The sequence below is a fragment of the Nonomuraea sp. H19 genome (assembly GCF_052068215.1).
In the GTDB taxonomy this organism is placed as follows: Bacteria; Actinomycetota; Actinomycetes; order Streptosporangiales; family Streptosporangiaceae; genus Nonomuraea.
On the sequence record NZ_JBQHCV010000001.1, the window covers coordinates 47,958 to 62,139 of the forward strand.

Sequence of the window (14,182 nt, forward strand, 5' to 3'; positions counted from 1 at the left end):
GGGTAGGCTAAACAGTCGTGCTGGTCCTGGCCTTTGATACCGCGACGCCCGCCGTCACCGCCGCGTTGCACGACGGGGAGCGGGTGCTCGCCGAGTCGACGACAATTGACGCCCGCCGCCACGGTGAGCTGCTCGTGCCCACCATCGAGCTGGTGCTCGGAGAGGCGCGGGCGACCTTGCGCGACGTGACGGCCATCGTGGCGGGCAGCGGCCCCGGCCCCTACACCGGGCTGCGCGTGGGGCTGATGACCGCGCAGGGGCTCGCCACGACGCTGGGAGTGCCCGCGTACGGCATCTGCACGCTCGACGCGGTCGCCTACGGCAGCGGGCTCGCCGAGCCGTTCCTGGTGGCTACGGACGCGCGGCGCAAAGAGGTGTTCTGGGCGCGTTATGCCGACATGCGCACCAGGCTCGACGGCCCGTTCGTGGACCGGCCCGCCCAGGTGCCGGTCGAGGGGCTGCCCGTCGTGGGAGCGGGCGCCGAGCTTTATCCCGAAATATTGGGACAGTCCCGGGACGTGCCGCCGTACCCCTACGCCGGCGCCCTGGCCGCCCTCGCCGCCGAGCGGCTCGCGAAGGGCATCCCGCTCGACCCGCCGCGCCCGATCTACCTGCGCCGGCCGGACGCCGTGGTGCCCGGCGCGCCCAAGAGGGTGACGGCGTGAAGCTGCGGCCGATGACCGAGGCCGATCTGTCGGCCGTCATGGCGATCGAGCAGGCCACGTTCCCGCTGGACGCGTGGAGCGAGGGCATGATGCGCGGCGAGCTGGCCGACATGCCGCGCTCGCGCTACTACGTGGTGGCCGTGCTCGACGACGAGATCGTGGCGTACGCCGGGCTCGCCACCGCGGCCGACCAGGCCGATGTGCAGACCATCGCGGTGCTGGAGAAGTTCCAGGGCACCGGCATCGGCGGCGCGCTGCTGACCGAGCTGCTGGGCGAGGCAGGCCGCAGGGGCGCGCGCGAGATCTTTCTCGAGGTACGCGCCGACAATCCGCGGGCGCAGGGGGTTTACCGGCATTTCGGGTTCGAGGAGATCGGCACCCGCCGCCGCTACTACGACGACGGCACTGACGCGATCATGATGAGAAGGAAGCTTGATGGCTGACGCGCCCTTGGTCCTGGGCATCGAGACGTCCTGCGACGAGACCGGCATCGGCATCGTCAGGGGCCACACGCTGCTGGCCAACACGATCGCCTCCAGCATGGAGGAGCACGCCAGGTTCGGCGGCGTGGTGCCCGAGGTCGCCTCCCGCGCGCACCTGGAGGCCATGACGCCGACCGTGGAGGCCGCGCTGGCCGCGGCCGGACTCAGGTTCTCCGACATCGACGCCATCGCCGTCACGGCCGGACCAGGGCTCGCGGGCGCGCTGCTGGTCGGGGTCGCCGCGGCCAAGTCCTACGCGCTCGGCCTCGGCGTTCCTCTCTACGGCGTCAACCACCTGGCCGCCCACGTGGCCGTCGACCAGCTCGAACACGGGCCGCTGCCCAAGCCGTGCGTCGCCCTGCTGGTCTCCGGCGGCCACTCGTCGCTGCTGCTCGTGCCCGACGTGGCCGCGGACGTGATCTCGCTCGGCTCCACCGTGGACGACGCGGCGGGGGAGGCGTTCGACAAGGTGGCGCGGGTGCTCGGGCTGCCGTTCCCCGGCGGCCCGCACATCGACAGGGCCGCTCGCGAGGGCTCCGGCACGGCCATCGCCTTCCCGCGGGGCAAGCTCGACGACGGCACGCTGGACTTCTCCTTCTCCGGGCTCAAGACGGCCGTGGCGCGCTGGGTCGAGGCCCGCGAGGCGTCAGGGGAGTCGATCCACGTGCCCGACGTGGCCGCCTCCTTCCAGGAGGCCGTGGTCGACGTGCTGACCCGCAAGGCGCTGCAGGCGTGCCGGAAATACGGCGTGGACGACCTGCTGATCGGCGGCGGCGTGGCGGCCAACTCGCGGCTGCGGGCGCTGGCGCAGGAGCGGTGCGACGCGGCCGGCGTACGACTGCGGGTGCCCCGTCCCGGGCTGTGCACCGACAACGGCGCCATGGTGGCCGCTCTGGGCGCCGATCTGGTCGCGGCCGGCATCACGCCCTCGACGCTGCGGATCCCCGCAGACTCCTCATTGCCGATCACCACGGTCCACGTCTGAGCCCGGCACGGGGCCGCGCCGGGGGTTGGTGGCCCGGCGCGGTCAGCCGCGCCCCGGCTGTGAGGTGCCGCAGCGTCAGTCCTTGCCCCTGATGGGGCGCAGCAGCGCCTCGGCCAGGGCCAGCATGGTCTCCTCCAGGGCGCTGAGGCGCTTGGTCAGGTCGGTGGCCGCGGGCTCGACGATGCCGGTGACGGTCTTGGCCAGCTCGTCGCGGTCGGGCCGGGACTTGACGAGTTCGGTCAGCGCGTCGGCGGCGGCCGCCAGGCGCTCGGCCTGCTCGCCGGCCTGCGACTGGATCAGCTCGCCCACCCGCTCGGGAATGGCCAGCGTGGCGGGGAGCTGGCCCACGCGCTGGTTGACGGCCTCGATGCGGTCGTCCACGGCATCGAGGTGCTCGCTGGCCTGCTCGGCGCGGGTGGCCAGGCCGTTCATGTGGGTGTCGAGGCCGTTGAAGCGGGTGTCGAGCCCGCCGAGGTGGCCGTCGATCGCGTCGAAGCGGCCGCTCAGGTGCTCCTCGGCCTCGCCCAGCCGCTCGTCGATGGCGTCCATCTGGTTGTCGAGCTTGTTGAAGCGGCCCTCGCTGCGGGTGGCGCTCTCGCTGACGCGCTGGTCGGTGGCTGTCACGCGCTCGTCGAGCGCGTCGAAGCGGGCGTCGAGGCGTACGCCGAGCGCGTCGAAGCGGGCGTCGTGGCGGCTCAGGTGGCCGTCCAGGGTGCCCATCCGCTTGTGCATCGCGCCGAGCTGACCGTCCATGGTCGTGAGCCGCTTGTCGACGCCGCCCATCTTGCCGTCGAGGCCGTCGAGCCTGGTGTCGATGTCGGCCAGGCACTCGTCGGCGGACTCCATGCGGCCGTCGAAGCCGGTGAGCCTGGAGTCGAGGCCCAGGAGGCGGCCCTCGACCCGGTCGAGCCTGGCGTCCACGCCGCCGAGCCGGACCGTCAGGCGCTCCTCGCTCTCACCGAGCTGCACGGCCAGGTGCTGGTCGGCCTCGTCGAGCCGGGTGGTCAGGCGCTGCTCGACGTCGGCCAGGTGGCCGGTGAGCTGCGCGTCGGCCTCCTTGAGGCGCACGGTGAGCCGCTCGTCCGCCTCGTCGAGCCGGCTGGACAGCCGCCGGTCGGTCTCCTCCAGCTTGGTGGCCAGCCGTTGATCGGTCTCCTCCAGCTTGGCGGTGACGCGCTGGTCGGTCTCGTCGAGTCTGGCGGTGACGCGCTGGTCGGTTTGATCCAGCTTCGCGGTGAGGCGCTGGTCGGTTTGGTCGATCTTGGCGATCAGGCGCTGGTCGGTCTCTTCCAGGCGGGTCGCCAGGCGCTGCTCGGCGACGTCCACCTTGATCGCCATCTGCTCGGCCGCTCCGGCGATCCGGTCGTTGAAGTCCTCCGGCAGGTCGCCGACCAAGGCCTCGACCCGGTCGGTGCGGGAGGCCAGGTCCGCCACCGACTTGTCGAGCCTGGTGAAGCGGCTGGCGGCGGCCTCCATGCTGGAGTTGAGGCCGGCCAGCAGCGTGGCGAAATCGGACATCCCCTTGGTGATGCCATCGGTGGTGTCGAGCACGCACTGCAGGCGCTTGAGCGCTTCGTCCACGCACTCGCCGACCGTGCCGAGGTCCGCCCAGAGGCTCGGCAGCTCGGCGACCGGGGCCACCCGGGCGTCCACGTTGCCCAGCCGCTCCCCGACGGCGTCCACGTGGTCGCGTACCGCCTCGACGTGCTGAGCCAGCCCCTCCGCCCACATCGGAGGCTTGGCGGCGATGTCATCCAGCCGCCCGTTGACCGACTCCAGCGTGCCGCTGAGGCCGCCAAGCTCGCGCTCGCGGACCTCGCGCAGCAGCCACTCCATGCCTTCGAGCCGCTGGCGGATCTCGTCGAGCACGGCCCCCTGCGTGCGCTGCTCGTAGACGTGATCCTGGGCAGCGCGCTGGAGCAGGTCTCGCATCCTCTCGGAGATAGGGGAATGGCCTCCAGCCTGGAGAAGGGCGGTGTGGTTGGAATTGTCCACCGAAAGGCTCCTTCACTCGCCGACGGTTTGCCGCGCAGCGGTGGGATAGGTCCGGTTTGCAGATGGAAGGGCGAGAACACGGCTAACCGCATCAGGGGGAGAACTCCCGCCCGCCCACCTTAGCCTCTCGAGCAAGGTCCGTCAGTGCCGAATTGAAAGATCGCGGTTAACGGAAGAATGACCGGTTCAGGCAGGTTGGAGGGTGTTGCAGATGAGGACCGAGGGCTTATCCATAATTCTGGTAAGGATGATTACCGCCGACTCTTCCCCGTGAAGTCGCAAGTCTGTGCGGAGGCGTTCGATGTCCACGGCAGAGCCACGCTTTTTGATGGTGACATTTCCGACTCGCCGCTCGCGGAGTGCGGCGCGGAGCTTTTTCAGTGAAAAGGGGAGAACGTCGGCTATTTCATATCTGGCGGCCCAGGGAGTGTCCACCAGCTCGTCTCCCGCGATGTAGGCGATCATCGGATCGAGCAGCCGCCCGCCGACCATCTCGGCCACCTCGCCCACCAGGTGCGCCCGGATCGCGGCCCCGTCCGGCTCGTAGACGTATCGGCCGACAGGGCCGATCTCGGCCTGGACTCCGGTGGCGGTCAGCGTGTGCCCGCCGGGCAGCAAGGTGGCGCGGCGGGTGGCACCCTCCCCGGTCCAGAGGGTGGCCTCCTTGACGTCGCCCTTGTAGGAGATCCACTCGGCCTCGGCGCCCTCGGGGATGAACTCGTACGGGATCCCGGGCGCGACCTTGAGGCAGGCGCGCCGGGCCCTGGAGATCAGGTCGAGCACCACGGGCCAGGGCGGCGAGTAGGCCATGGGGTCGAACGTCCGGCCCTTGCCCGTGCGCCGGGCCGGGTCCGCGAACAGCGCGTCGTACTCCTCGGGCCGGACGCCGGCCGCGTCCCCCTCGGTCACCGTGACCCGGTCGCTCAGCCCGAGCGCCTCGGCGTTGGCCCCGGCCACGGCGACGGTCAGCGGGTCGGCGTCCACGGCGGTCACGGTGCGCCCGGCGCGGGCCAGTGCCAGGAAGTCGCCGCCGATCCCGCAGCAGGCGTCCACGACGGTGGTCCCGCGCAGGCGGCGGGCGCGGTGCTCGGCGACCTCCTTGCGGGTGGACTGCTCCAGGCCGTGCGGCGTGAAATACATCGACTCGGCGTCCGCGCCGAACTTGGCCCTCGCCCGCTCCCTGAGCCCCGCCTGGGTGAGCGCGGCGGAGGTGAGGGCGGCGTCGTACGTCTTGCGCAGCGTCGTGGCGGCGGCGACCGGGTCGGCGCCGGTGAGCTCCCCGGCCTCGGCGAGCGCCCGCTGCCCGCGCGGCGTCAGCAGCTCCTTGAAGGCGTCGAGGTCCACGTAACCTGACGCTATCGCGCCCACACGACACTCCGAGACGCCGAACGCGCCTGCGCGGCGTCGCCGGTCTCACCCGCGAACGGCCACCTCAGCAGGCGCAGCACGGTCTGGACGGGGACGCGGCTTCACTCGGTGCGCGTGCCCGGTGGAGCCTGCGGCGGGAGGCGTGCCCGCGACCTGAGGGCCGCCACCGTGGGAGGCGGGCCGGGTGTCATCCGGTGGCGCCTCACACAGGTGCGGTGTCGCCCAGGGAGACCAGGAGCTTGCGAAGGAGGCCGGCCAGCGGTCGGCCAGCTCGCGCTCGACCAGGTGATCCATGCGGTTGGTGAGCGCTCCGGGGCTGACCATCGCGGCGGCCGGCAGGTCCTTCATGCACATGGTGGCGTCGTCGCCGCTCCTGAGCAGCGTGGCCAGCATGTCGAGCGCGCGCCCACTGCCCGAGGATCCTGTCGGCCGCGCGACCATCGCCGTGCTGGCCGGCTCCGCCAAGAAGGCCGTCCACGTCAGCGGCGTCTGGGTGCTCGGCGAGACCGACGGCGCCGACGAGGACAGCCCGGCGAAGCCGATTCCGCTTGTGGCGTATCGCGACCAGGTGGAGCGGCTGGTGCTCGGCGGCGGCGGCTCCGTGGTGCGGCCCGGCGTCGTGCATGGGCGCGGCGCGGGCATCCCGGCGCCGCCGCGCGCCCAGGCCGCGCAGCGCGGGACCGGTGTCTACGTCACGGCCGGCGGCGCGGTGCCGACGTGGACGTTCGTGCACGTGGACCCGCAGGCCCCGGCCCTCAGTCGGCGCATCGGCGCGGCCCGCACCCGCCGGCCCCTCGGCCGGCGGCCCGCCCGCCCCGGCATCGTCGCAGGGTCATACACCCGAAATTCGCTGATGGCGACGCGATCGCTCTCAGCAGACGCGTTCGTGTTGACTGTCAAGGCCCTCTTGCATATGTTTCCTGTTGGCACTCTCCCCTTGAGAGTGCCAACGTGCGACGAGGCAGGTCTGACACCCGCGACGGCAGGCCCCGCTGGTCGCCTCTTCTAGATCATTCAAATCTGAAGGGGAGGTCCGATCGTGACGACCGCCACCAAGGTTCCCGTTAAGCCGCTCGGCGACCGCATCGTGGTTCAGCCGCTTGAGGCCGAGCAGACGACCGCTTCCGGCCTGGTCATCCCTGACACCGCCAAGGAGAAGCCGCAAGAGGGCAAGGTCCTCGCGGTGGGCCCGGGCAACTGGGATGAGGACGGCGACAAGCGTATTCCGCTCGACGTCTCGGAGGGCGACATCGTCCTCTACAGCAAGTACGGCGGCACCGAGGTCAAGTACGGCGGCGAGGAGTACCTCGTGCTCTCCGCCCGCGACGTTCTCGCAATCATCGAGAAGTAGGCCGGATGTGTCGAGCCCCGGGCGCTCTTCAGGGCGACCGGGGCTTTCGACGCTAGGAGAGGACTTTCAGTAATGCCGAAGATCCTGCAGTTCGACGAGGACGCACGGCGCGCGCTTGAGCGCGGTGTCAACGCCCTCGCGGACGCTGTGAAGGTAACGCTCGGCCCCAGGGGCCGCAACGTCGTCATCGACAAGAAGTTCGGTGCTCCGACGATCACGAACGACGGTGTCACCATCGCTCGTGAGATCGAGCTGGAGGAGCGCTACGAAAACCTCGGCGCCCAGCTCGCCAAGGAAGTTGCCACCAAGACCAACGACATCGCGGGCGACGGCACCACCACCGCGACCGTCCTGGCCCAGGCGATGGTCCGCGAGGGCCTGCGCAACGTGGCGGCCGGCGCCTCGCCGCTGTCGCTCAAGCGCGGCATCGACAAGGCCGCCAAGGAGATCAGCGACAAGCTGCTCGCCAGCGCCCGCCCGGTCGAGGACAAGAAGGAGATCGCGAACGTCGCGACGATCTCCGCTCAGGACGCGCAGATCGGCGACCTGATCGCCGAGGCGTTCGACAAGGTGGGCAAGGACGGTGTCCTCACCGTCGAAGAGTCCAACGCCATGGGCATGGAGCTCGAGTTCACCGAGGGCATGCAGTTCGACAAGGGTTACCTGTCCGCCTACATGGTGACCGACCCCGAGCGGATGGAGTCCGTCCTCGAGGACGCCTACATCCTGCTCACCCAGAGCAAGATCTCCTCCATCGCGGACTTCCTGCCGCTGCTGGAGAAGATCGCCCAGACGAAGAAGCCGCTGCTCGTGGTCGCCGAGGACGTCGAGGGCGAGGCCCTGGCCGTCCTGGTCACCAACAAGATCCGCGGCACCTTCACCTCCGTGGCCGTCAAGGCCCCCGGCTTCGGCGACCGCCGCAAGGCGATGCTGCAGGACATGGCCATCCTCACCGGCGGCCAGGTCGTCAGCGAGGAGGTCGGCCTCAAGCTGGAGCACGTCGGCCTCGAAGTGCTCGGCACTGCCCGCCGCGTCGTCGTCACCAAGGACGCCACGACCATCGTCGACGGCGCCGGTGACCCGACGGCCATCGAGGACCGGGTCAAGGAGATCAAGATTGCCATCGAGCAGTCCGACTCCGACTGGGACCGCGAGAAGCTGCAGGAGCGCCTGGCCAAGCTGGCCGGCGGTGTGTGCGTGCTGCGTGTCGGCGCCGCCACCGAGGTGGAGCTGAAGGAGAAGAAGCACCGCCTCGAGGACGCGATCTCCGCGACGCGCGCCGCGATCGAGGAGGGCATCGTCTCCGGCGGCGGCTCCGCGCTGATCCACGTCTCCAAGGAGCTCGGCGACCTCGGCCTGTCGGGCGACGAGGCCACGGGCGTCGGCGTCGTGCGCCGCGCGCTGGTCGAGCCGGCCCGCTGGATCGCCGAGAACGCCGGCCTCGAGGGCTACGTGGTGACCCACAAGGTTTCCGAGCTGTCCGCGGGTCACGGCCTCAACGCCGCGACCGGCGAATACGGCAACCTGCTCGACCAGGGCGTCATCGACCCGGTGAAGGTCACGCGCTCGGCCGTGCAGAACGCGGCGTCGATCGCGGGCATGCTGCTCACCACCGAGGTGCTCGTGGTGGACAAGCCCGAGGACGAGGCCCCGGCCGGCGGCCAGGGCCACGGTCACGGCCACGGCCACTGACCCGTTTCCTGCTGTACGGCCCGCACCCTTCGCGAAGGGGTGCGGGCCGTGCGGTTTATGAGGGCCTACAAGCCTCTGCTTGTCACGCCTCGTGATCCACTGCCGCTCGAAGGGCGGCCAGGCGCTCGGCCAGGAACTCACGCTCGGCCTCGTTCGCGGTCAGCCCGAGTGCTTGCCGATAGGCGGCCGCGGCCTCGTCGGCGCGGCCGAGCCGGCGCAGCAGGTCTGCCTTGATCGCCGGCAGGTAGTGGTATCCCGCGAGCCGGCCGTCCTTTTCCAGCTCCTCGACCTCCGCCAGCGCTCGCGCGGGGCCGGAGACGCGGGCCAGCGCCACCGTGCGGTTCAACGCCACCACCGGTGACGGCCACACCGCCAGCAGCGCGTCGTACATCGTCACGATCTGCGGCCAGTCCGTCTGCTCGTAGGCCGGCGCCTCGGCGTACAGCGAGGCGATCGCGGCCTGCAGCACATAACGCCCCGGTCGCCCACCACGCAGGCCGTCCACTATCAGGTCGTGCGCCTCGGCGATCGCCGCCCGGTCCCACCGCGATCGGTCCTGCTCCTCCAGTCGCAGCAGCCGGCCGTGGGCGTCGACCCGGGTGGCCCGCCGGGCGTCGCTGCCCAGCAGCAGCGCGAGCAGGCCCCACACCTCCCGCTCGTCGGGCATCAGCTCGCGCAGCATCCGGGCCAGGTGCAGCGCCTGGTCCACCAGGTCTGCACGCATCAGCGACGCACCCGACGGCGCGGTGTGCCCGGCGGTGAACAGCAGATGGATCACCCCGAGCACCGCGCTCAGCCGATCGGGCAGTTCGGCCGCTCCCGGCACCCGGTACGGGATCCGGGCGGCCGATATCTTCTTCTTCGCCCGCGTCAGGCGCGCGGCCATCGTCGGCTCCGACACCAGGAACGCCCGGGCGATGTCACCGGTCGGCACCCCGCACACCAGCCGCAGAGTCAGTGCCAACTGCGCCTCCTGCGCCAGCGCCGGATGGCAGCACATGAAGATCAGCCGCAGTCGCTCATCCGGCACGGCGTCCTCCGGCTCCTTCACGGGCACCATTTCGTCCGCCATTTCCTCGGATTCCACCAGCAACGGCAGCTTCGAGCGGAACACCTGCTCGCGCCGTACCGCGTCCATCGCGCGGCGCTTGGCCGCGGTGGTGAGCCAGGCCTCCGGGTTGTCCGGGATCCCGTCGCGCGCCCAGCCCACCAGCGCGGCGGCATACGCCTCCTGCACGCATTCCTCGGCCAGGTCCAGGTCGCGCGCGACGCGCGCCGTCGAGGCGAGAACCAGTCCCCACCCGCGACGGTGCGCGTCCGCGACCGCAGCCTCGACGGCGGTCATCCCCCGGCGGGCGCCTGGATGAAGCCGCTCGCGACGGGGCGTACCTCGACGCCGCCGCCCTGCTGGATGATCGGGTTGCGCCGGGCGATGTCCAGGGCGACGTCGAGGTCGGGGGCCTCGATCACGTAGACGCCCGCGACGACCTCCTTGGCATCGAGGAAAGGGCCGTCCGTCATCACGTCGCCGCGGATCGAGGTCGCGGTGGTAGTGGGTTGCAGCGCGAACGCCGTGAGCATGGTGCCGCCGAGCGCCGGCACGTCCTGGCCGTGCCGGTCGTGCGCCTGGCGCTGCTCAGGTGTCAGGTCATCGGCGTCGGCGGGGGTTTTCGCGTACAGCAGGATCGCGTACTGGGCCATGGGTTCTCCATCTCGGGTAGACGCCCTACACCCTTACGTCGGACGGCCGGCCCGGAATCGACAGCACTGGCCCAGATTAGATGGGCATCGGGGTGATGTGGCCCCGTACGCCGGCCGCGAACGAGCGGGAAGTCTTGAACGGGGCCGTGGCACGGCGTAGCGTGACTGATGACCAGATTTCATATCCAGTCAGGAGGCACGCAAGTGTTCGAGCGGGCCGACCGGATTCTCGACGCGGCGGGTGAGCTGATCCTTCGACACGGATATCGCAAGGTCACCGTCGAAGACATCGCGGTGCGGGCCGAGGTCGGCAAGGGCACCATCTACCTGCACTGGCGCACCAAGGACGAGCTCTTCGAGGCGCTCTTGCTACGTGAGTCCATCGAGGTCGTGGAGGAGTTCACCGCGATGTTGCGCCGGGATCCGGCGCAGGTGCGGCCGCACCGCTTCGCGCGCGCGTCCTTTCTCGCCATGAGCCGCAAGCCGCTCCTCCAGGCGCTGTTCACCACGGATCTTGAGCTGCTCGGCAAGCTCGCCAACCATCAGCTGCGCAGCCACGACCTCCTCGCGGCCGACCGCTTCTTCCGTGTGGCGGACCGGTTCGCGCTGCTCAGGACCGACGTGCCCAACCTGCGGTACACGATGACCGCCGCGCAGACGGGCTTCTACCTGCTCAACGGTCATGAGGTGGCGGACTCGGAGCTGGACGTCGAAGCCAGGGCCGACTCGCTCGCTTTCACCGTACGGCACGCCTTCGAGCCGGCCGCGGAGCCTTCCGCGGAGGTGCTCGCCGCGGCGGCCACGGAGTACATCTCGATTTTCGAGGAACTGATCCCGCCCTACCGCAAGTGGATCTACGACTAAGGAGAGGCGATGGCTGACATCGTCGAGCGGTACAACATCCCCTCGCAGCACTTCTGGCTGCACGGGCCGCGATCGGGCCGGCCGGTCGAGTTCGACGCCGGCAGCGGCATCTGGAACGTCTACGGTTACCCGGAGGTCCAGGAGATCCTCAGTGACCCCGCGACCTTCTCCTCTGACACCATGCGCGTGATCCCCAAGCACCTGATGCCGGAGAGCGAAGAATTCTCGATGGCGGGCTTCATCACCCAGATCGACCCGCCGGAGCACGGCAAGCTGCGCAAGCTGGTCAGCAGCGCCTTCACCCGGAAGGTCGTCGCGGATCTCGAGCCGAGGATCGCCGCCATCACCGACGACCTGCTCGACGCGGCGGGCGATCGCGGCCGGTTTGAGCTGGTGACCGATCTGGCCTATCCGCTTCCGGTCATCGTCATCGCCGAGCTGCTGGGGGTGCCCAGCAGCGATCGCGCCCTGTTCAAGCAGTGGGCCGATGCGCTGTTCCAACGCGATGCCAAGATCTCACTCACCGAGCCCGCCGGCGAACAGCGCGTGGACATGCAGGCCACGCTGAAACCGTGGAAGGAAATGACCGACTATCTCGCCGGCCACGCCGCGGAGCGCAGGCGACAGCCACGCGCCGACCTGCTCACCAAGCTGGTCGAGGCCGAGGTGGACGGCGAACGCCTTCCCGACGACCAGGTGGTCAACTTCGCGATCATCCTCCTGCTCGCCGGGCACATCACCACGACGATGCTGCTCGGCAACACGGTGCTGTGCCTGGACGCCTTCCCCGAGCAGCAGGACCGGGTCCGGGCCGACCGCGCCTCGATCCCGGCCGTGATCGAGGAATCCCTGCGCTTCTTCACCCCGTTCGCCGCACTCGGCCGCTCCACCACGCGCGACGTCGAACTCGGCGGCGTGACGATACCGGCCGATCAACTGCTCATGGTCTGGCTGGGCGCGGCCAACAGAGACCCGCGGCAGTTTCCCGACCCCGACGTCTTCGACCCCGCCCGCGACCCCAACCCGCATCTCGGCTTCGGCCGTGGCATCCACTTCTGCCTGGGCGCGCCCCTGGCCCGGCTGGAAGGACGGGTCGCCCTCGACATCCTGCTCGATCGGTTCGGCTCCCTGCGCACCGATCCGGACGACCCCGTGGACTTCATGCCCACGCCGACCATGACGGGAGTGCGCCGCCTCCCGCTGATCTAGCCACCACGACATCCAAGTCCTCCCCGACGCCGGGGCCGCGGCGGAGAGACCTGAGCGCATCGCCGGCGTCGTGGGGGACATCGCACCGGGTACGCGGCTCTCACCGGATACAGCCGAACCGAGCGCGTGACCGTGCGGGCGCGCCCTCGCTAAGCATCCAGGCGCACGCCGAAGGGGTTGTCGATGACGTACCGCCAGCAGCCGTCCGGCCCGCGCCGGGCGACGTCGGTGGCGGTGCCCTCGATGTGCACGGGCGACCCGCCGCTGTCCGTGCCGTCGATGACCCAGTCCACGATCAGCAACGCGAGGTCGCCGGTGGTGTAGACGTGCCGTGGCCGCACGGTGATCGGCAGGCCGAGGCCCAGGAAATCGGCGTTCGCCGCCTCGGCTCCGGTCCCGGTGAGCGCGGACCCCGGCTCGGGTACGAACACCGCCCCGCTCTCGTACACCTCCATCACCGCTGACAGATCGCCGCTGTTGAATCGCTCGGCGAATACCATGGGCACGTCCTCTGGACGCTTGGCAAGCTGCATCGACACACCTTTCAGAAAGCGCTGAGACGCGGCAAACGTTAGGAGGCGCCCTCGTGACTCACCAAACGGTTGGTCACCCGGCCCGTCCGGGCCTGCCCGATGACCCCCGCGCGAACGTCACCGAGCCCACCCCGTCCTGCCCGGTGGAGATCACCCTCGATGCTCTGCGAGGCCGGTGGACGACCTTGGTGATCCGCGAGCTGCTGCAGGGTGAGCGCACCTTCACCGCGCTCCGGGAGGCGCTGCCCGCGCTGTCGGACAAGGTCCTTTCCGACCGGCTGGCCCACCTCACCGAGGTCGGTGTCCTCGACCGCCACCGCCGGCCCGGCTGGCCACCCCGTACGCACTACGGGCTCACCCCTCATGGGCGCCGCCTCGGCCCCGTCCTCCAAGCGCTCTGGGACTGGGGCGCCCAGCAGTAGCGCTGGTCACCGGCGGTCTGGCGGGGAGTAGACCTGGCGCCAGTGCTCGGCAGAGCGGACCAGGTCGTCGCCGACGCGGCTGAGGAACTGGCTCATGTTCTCCAGCCGGATGCCGGCGGGTGTGGTGGTGCCGAGAGTTTGGGCGCTTTGCCGGGCGGCGTCGGCCAGCAGGGCGTTGGCGCGGGCGCTGGCCAGCATGGCCTGGAACCAGACGTCGTCGTCGATGGCGTACCGTTCGGCGCGCCGGCGGGGGTCGCGTTCGCGTCTGATGAGCTCCTGATCTTCGAGGTAGCCGACGGCCTTGGAGATCGATGCCGGGCTGACCTGCAGGCGTCGCACCAGCTCGGCGGAGGTGAGGCTGCCGGTGTCGGTGGTGTACAGGGCGGCCAGCACTTTGGCCATCATCTGCGGGATCCCGCCCTGCACCAGCAGGTCGGTGAGCTGGTCGGCCACCTCGCGCACCGTTTGCGGGTCGCGCCCGAAGGCGTCGGCGCCGCCGGGGGCCGCGGCCGGAGGGGTGGTCTTGCGCCGGTGCACGCGGCGTTCGGTGGCCCGGTGGGCGTGGTCGGCGCGGTAGTCGGCGGGGCCGCCGTTGCGCATCACCTCGCGGGTGACGGTCGAGGTCGGCCGCTCCAGGCGCCGGGCGATCTCGGCGTAGGTGAGGCCGTCGGCCAGTCCGGCGGCGATGTGCCGGCGGTCCTGCTGGGTGAGCCTGTCTCCGGGCATCGGCATCCACCTCGTGGTCGCTCGGCCGTCGCGTGCGGCCCGATGAAGCTTCCTGGTTCGACGACAGCATATTGCAATCCGTAGGAGCGGGTGAGTTGCATTAATCGTCAGCCATGTTGCAACGATTTATGCGTGTCTACCTGCAGTGATGAAGCTCTTTCGCGCTTTCGTGATTGACGAAATAGGAGA

The 14,182-nt window shown here is 70.3% G+C and carries 15 protein-coding genes; 9 read left to right on the forward strand and 6 right to left on the reverse strand.

The window, feature by feature from the left end; genetic code table 11:
- The first annotated feature begins 17 nt into the window (after nt 1-17).
- The 3 genes from tsaB to tsaD are packed head-to-tail and all read left to right on the forward strand — an operon-like array spanning nt 18 to nt 2,132.
- Nucleotides 18-665: a tRNA (adenosine(37)-N6)-threonylcarbamoyltransferase complex dimerization subunit type 1 TsaB gene (gene tsaB / locus ACTMTI_RS00300; protein WP_441117370.1), complete on the forward strand. Its 648-nt coding sequence runs from the start codon at nt 18-20 to the stop codon at nt 663-665.
- An 11-nt stretch (nt 666-676) separates the two neighbouring features.
- Nucleotides 677-1,108, forward strand: a complete 432-nt coding sequence (gene rimI, locus ACTMTI_RS00305; protein ID WP_441118134.1) for a ribosomal protein S18-alanine N-acetyltransferase — start codon at nt 677-679, stop codon at nt 1,106-1,108.
- Entirely contained in the window at nt 1,101-2,132 is a 1,032-nt protein-coding gene (tsaD, locus tag ACTMTI_RS00310) for a tRNA (adenosine(37)-N6)-threonylcarbamoyltransferase complex transferase subunit TsaD (protein WP_441117371.1), read from the forward strand. Before rimI ends, tsaD begins: the two co-directional genes overlap by 8 nt.
- 75 nt (nt 2,133-2,207) lie before the next feature.
- On the opposite strand, the gene ACTMTI_RS00315 is transcribed toward tsaD, so the two are convergent.
- Both ACTMTI_RS00315 and ACTMTI_RS00320 read right to left on the reverse strand, forming a co-directional pair.
- Nucleotides 2,208-4,064 carry a hypothetical protein gene (locus tag ACTMTI_RS00315; RefSeq protein WP_441117372.1) on the reverse strand — a complete coding sequence of 619 codons (1,857 nt, stop codon included), beginning with the start codon at nt 4,062-4,064 and terminating at the stop codon, nt 2,208-2,210.
- A gap of 249 nt (nt 4,065-4,313) precedes the next feature.
- Nucleotides 4,314-5,471, reverse strand: a complete 1,158-nt coding sequence (locus tag ACTMTI_RS00320; RefSeq protein WP_441117374.1) for a class I SAM-dependent methyltransferase — start codon at nt 5,469-5,471, stop codon at nt 4,314-4,316.
- A 316-nt stretch (nt 5,472-5,787) separates the two neighbouring features.
- Between ACTMTI_RS00320 and ACTMTI_RS00325 the strand changes: the two genes are divergently transcribed.
- From ACTMTI_RS00325 to groL, 3 genes are all read left to right on the forward strand, one after another.
- Complete coding sequence (locus ACTMTI_RS00325; protein WP_441117375.1) at nt 5,788-6,504, forward strand: hypothetical protein; 717 nt, start codon at nt 5,788-5,790, stop codon at nt 6,502-6,504.
- Nucleotides 6,505-6,534: 30 nt separating this feature from the next.
- On the forward strand, nt 6,535-6,846 hold the full coding sequence (groES, locus tag ACTMTI_RS00330) for a co-chaperone GroES (protein ID WP_043623565.1): 312 nt from the start codon (nt 6,535-6,537) through the stop codon (nt 6,844-6,846).
- Nucleotides 6,847-6,918: 72 nt separating this feature from the next.
- Nucleotides 6,919-8,538, forward strand: a complete 1,620-nt coding sequence (gene groL / locus ACTMTI_RS00335) for a chaperonin GroEL (protein WP_441117376.1) — start codon at nt 6,919-6,921, stop codon at nt 8,536-8,538.
- An 82-nt stretch (nt 8,539-8,620) separates the two neighbouring features.
- Here groL and ACTMTI_RS00340 read toward each other — a convergent pair whose 3' ends face one another.
- Nucleotides 8,621-9,883: an RNA polymerase sigma factor gene (locus tag ACTMTI_RS00340; RefSeq protein WP_441117378.1), complete on the reverse strand. Its 1,263-nt coding sequence runs from the start codon at nt 9,881-9,883 to the stop codon at nt 8,621-8,623.
- A complete protein-coding gene (locus ACTMTI_RS00345; RefSeq protein WP_441117379.1) occupies nt 9,880-10,239 on the reverse strand; it encodes a YciI family protein in 360 nt (119 codons plus the stop codon). Before ACTMTI_RS00345 ends, ACTMTI_RS00340 begins: the two co-directional genes overlap by 4 nt.
- A gap of 204 nt (nt 10,240-10,443) precedes the next feature.
- Here ACTMTI_RS00345 and ACTMTI_RS00350 point away from each other — a divergent pair, with 204 nt between their 5' ends.
- Nucleotides 10,444-11,103 carry a TetR/AcrR family transcriptional regulator gene (locus ACTMTI_RS00350; protein ID WP_441117380.1) on the forward strand — a complete coding sequence of 220 codons (660 nt, stop codon included), beginning with the start codon at nt 10,444-10,446 and terminating at the stop codon, nt 11,101-11,103.
- A gap of 9 nt (nt 11,104-11,112) precedes the next feature.
- Entirely contained in the window at nt 11,113-12,312 is a 1,200-nt protein-coding gene (locus ACTMTI_RS00355) for a cytochrome P450 (protein WP_441117381.1), read from the forward strand.
- A 149-nt stretch (nt 12,313-12,461) separates the two neighbouring features.
- Here ACTMTI_RS00355 and ACTMTI_RS00360 read toward each other — a convergent pair whose 3' ends face one another.
- Nucleotides 12,462-12,845, reverse strand: a complete 384-nt coding sequence (locus ACTMTI_RS00360; protein ID WP_441117382.1) for a YybH family protein — start codon at nt 12,843-12,845, stop codon at nt 12,462-12,464.
- 53 nt (nt 12,846-12,898) lie between these two features.
- Here ACTMTI_RS00360 and ACTMTI_RS00365 point away from each other — a divergent pair, with 53 nt between their 5' ends.
- On the forward strand, nt 12,899-13,267 hold the full coding sequence (locus tag ACTMTI_RS00365) for a winged helix-turn-helix transcriptional regulator (RefSeq protein ID WP_441117383.1): 369 nt from the start codon (nt 12,899-12,901) through the stop codon (nt 13,265-13,267).
- 6 nt (nt 13,268-13,273) lie between these two features.
- On the opposite strand, the gene ACTMTI_RS00370 is transcribed toward ACTMTI_RS00365, so the two are convergent.
- A complete protein-coding gene (locus tag ACTMTI_RS00370) occupies nt 13,274-13,993 on the reverse strand; it encodes a helix-turn-helix domain-containing protein (RefSeq protein ID WP_441117384.1) in 720 nt (239 codons plus the stop codon).
- Nucleotides 13,994-14,182: the final 189 nt, after the last annotated feature.

Coding starts and splice junctions, on each gene's coding strand:
- rimI (WP_441118134.1), top strand. CDS start 677: ATGACCGAGGCCGATCTGTCGGCCGTCATGGCGATCGAGCAGGCCACG.
- tsaD (WP_441117371.1), top strand. CDS start 1,101: ATGGCTGACGCGCCCTTGGTCCTGGGCATCGAGACGTCCTGCGACGAG.
- ACTMTI_RS00315 (WP_441117372.1), bottom strand. CDS start 4,064: ATGCGAGACCTGCTCCAGCGCGCTGCCCAGGATCACGTCTACGAGCAG.
- ACTMTI_RS00325 (WP_441117375.1), top strand. CDS start 5,788: ATGCGGTTGGTGAGCGCTCCGGGGCTGACCATCGCGGCGGCCGGCAGG.
- groL (WP_441117376.1), top strand. CDS start 6,919: ATGCCGAAGATCCTGCAGTTCGACGAGGACGCACGGCGCGCGCTTGAG.
- ACTMTI_RS00340 (WP_441117378.1), bottom strand. CDS start 9,883: ATGACCGCCGTCGAGGCTGCGGTCGCGGACGCGCACCGTCGCGGGTGG.
- ACTMTI_RS00345 (WP_441117379.1), bottom strand. CDS start 10,239: ATGGCCCAGTACGCGATCCTGCTGTACGCGAAAACCCCCGCCGACGCC.
- ACTMTI_RS00355 (WP_441117381.1), top strand. CDS start 11,113: ATGGCTGACATCGTCGAGCGGTACAACATCCCCTCGCAGCACTTCTGG.
- ACTMTI_RS00360 (WP_441117382.1), bottom strand. CDS start 12,845: ATGCAGCTTGCCAAGCGTCCAGAGGACGTGCCCATGGTATTCGCCGAG.
- ACTMTI_RS00370 (WP_441117384.1), bottom strand. CDS start 13,993: ATGCCCGGAGACAGGCTCACCCAGCAGGACCGCCGGCACATCGCCGCC.